2 protein-coding genes are annotated in these 2092 nt (G+C 67.2%); one reads left to right on the forward strand and one right to left on the reverse strand.

Annotation, left to right across the window (positions count from 1 at the left end):
- A partial coding sequence (locus ACWELQ_RS44470) for an AMP-binding protein (protein ID WP_452402981.1) occupies nucleotides 1–698 on the reverse strand: 698 nt, incomplete at its 3' end.
- A 170-nt stretch (nucleotides 699–868) separates the two neighbouring features.
- On the opposite strand from ACWELQ_RS44470, the gene ACWELQ_RS44475 reads away from it, so the two are divergent.
- On the forward strand, nucleotides 869–2092 hold a 1224-nt coding region (locus ACWELQ_RS44475; RefSeq protein WP_452402982.1), incomplete at its 3' end, for an ABC1 kinase family protein.

The raw sequence follows: 2092 nt of genomic DNA on the forward strand, positions 1-2092 counted from the left end.
AGCGGCGCGCTACCGGAGATCAGCAGACGGGCCGATCCGAGCGCGCGGGCGGCGGCGGGTTGCTCGCACACCCGCGACCATACGGTCGGCACACCGAAATAGAGCGAACCGCCCGCCGCCGCATACGCTTCCGGCGTCGGGCGCACGGTATGGATCAATGGCGACCCCACCCGCAATGGCCCCAGTAGACCGAGCACGAGACCGTGTATGTGGAACAGCGGCAGCCCGTGCACCAGGATGTCGTCCGCATCCCACTCCCATGCGGCGGCGAGTCCGTCCAGGCACGATGCCATCGCCGCGCGGGTGATCGGCACGCCTTTCGGCATCCCCGTGGTCCCCGACGTGTAGAGGATCAACGCCACATCGGCCGGATCAGGTTCACGGTGGGCTGCCGAGGATCGCGCGCTCCGCTCCAGCGGAATCGTCTCGAGCACAACGTCATCGGGTTTGACACCGAGCCATATCATCGCTCCGGAATCGACGAGCACGTGCCGTCGTTCGGCCTCTCCCGCGTCGGGAGGCACCGGTACCGCGGTCACGCCGGCAAGCAAGCACCCGACGATCGCGAGCACCGTGTCGATGCTCGCGGTCGCCGCGAATGCCACCCGATCGGCACCGCGTACTCGGTCGGCGACGGCCAGGGCGGCGGCGTGGAGCCCCGAGCTGGAGAGCCTGTCCTCGCCGACGGCAATGGCCACGGCGTGGTCCACGGCATCCGGCGCGCATAGCGCGGTGAGCAGCGGTGTGTGCGCGTCTGTCACGAATGTCCTTCGGTCTCAGTCGATTCCATGCAGCGCTCCGGCAAGCCCCGCGACCCCGATAAAGCCTACACTGTAGTACCTACATAAATGTACACAGGAGGACGCCCATGCCCGAGGACCAGAAATTGCCGACTTCCCGCGCAGCCCGCACAGCGAGATTGGGACGAGTCGTCGCCGGTCAGGCCGCACGCCAGGTCGGAGCCAGGATCGCCACCGCCGGTCGCGGCGAGGAATACCGGGCCGCCACCTTGGAACGTCGGCAAGTCGAAGCGGCCAAGGCGATCGTGGCCGGCCTGGGCGCCATGCGCGGTGCCGCGATGAAGATCGGCCAGATGCTGGCCGTGGTGGACATGGGCGTCTTCCCTGAGGAGGTCCGCGAGGACATGCAGCGGTCCATGGCCAAGCTGCTCGACTCTGCGCCGACCGTCTCGTTCACGAAAATGCGCACCGTCATCGAATCCGATCTGGGCTCCCGCCTGTCCAGTGTGTTCGCTGATTTCGACGAAACCCCGCTGGCTGCGGCCTCCATCGGCCAGGTGTACCGCGCGACACTGCACGACGGACGCGCGGTCGCGGTCAAAGTGCAGTACCCCGGCATCGACAGGGCGATCCGCGCCGACCTGCGCAACCTGTCGATCGTTATGCGGGCCGGTCGCGCCATCGCACCCAACACCGACTGGGCGGGCCTCGCGCAGGAGATTCGCGAGCGCCTCGAGGAAGAACTCGACTACGAGCTGGAGGCGCAGAATCAGCGCAAGGTCGCACGCCTGTACCGCGGCCACCCGTACATCACCGTTCCCGACGTCATCACCGAGCACGGAGGCCCGCACGTGCTCGTGACCGAGTACTTCGAGGGGTCGCGCTTCGAACAGGTCCGCGACTGGTCGGCCGGCGAGCGAAACCGCATCGCGGAAACCATCTTCCGCTTCTATTTCGGCAGCCTGTTGCTGCACCGGCAGTTCTCCCCCGACCCCCATCCGGGCAACTTCCTCGTCGGCCCCGACGGCCGGGTCGCCTTCCTGGACTTCGGCCTGTACAAGCACCTCGGACGCGAGGCCGTCCAGACCCAGCACACGCTGCTGCGCGCCATCCTCTCCGACTCCCCCGACGAGATCTTTCACGCGATGCGGCAGGCCGGAATGATCACCGACGCCAACGGAATCAGCCCGGAGGTCGCCCACGCGTATATCCGGGACTTGTTCTGGTGGGCACGCGAACCCGGCCCGGTCGAATTGGCACCGGATGTGATCAATGAGGCATTGGTCAGCACCGTCAGCCGAGAACGGCGCGGGCACCTCGGCGGGCCCCTTGGCACAGCCAAGCTTGATCTG

The sequence above is a fragment of the Nocardia sp. NPDC004722 genome (assembly GCF_053601505.1).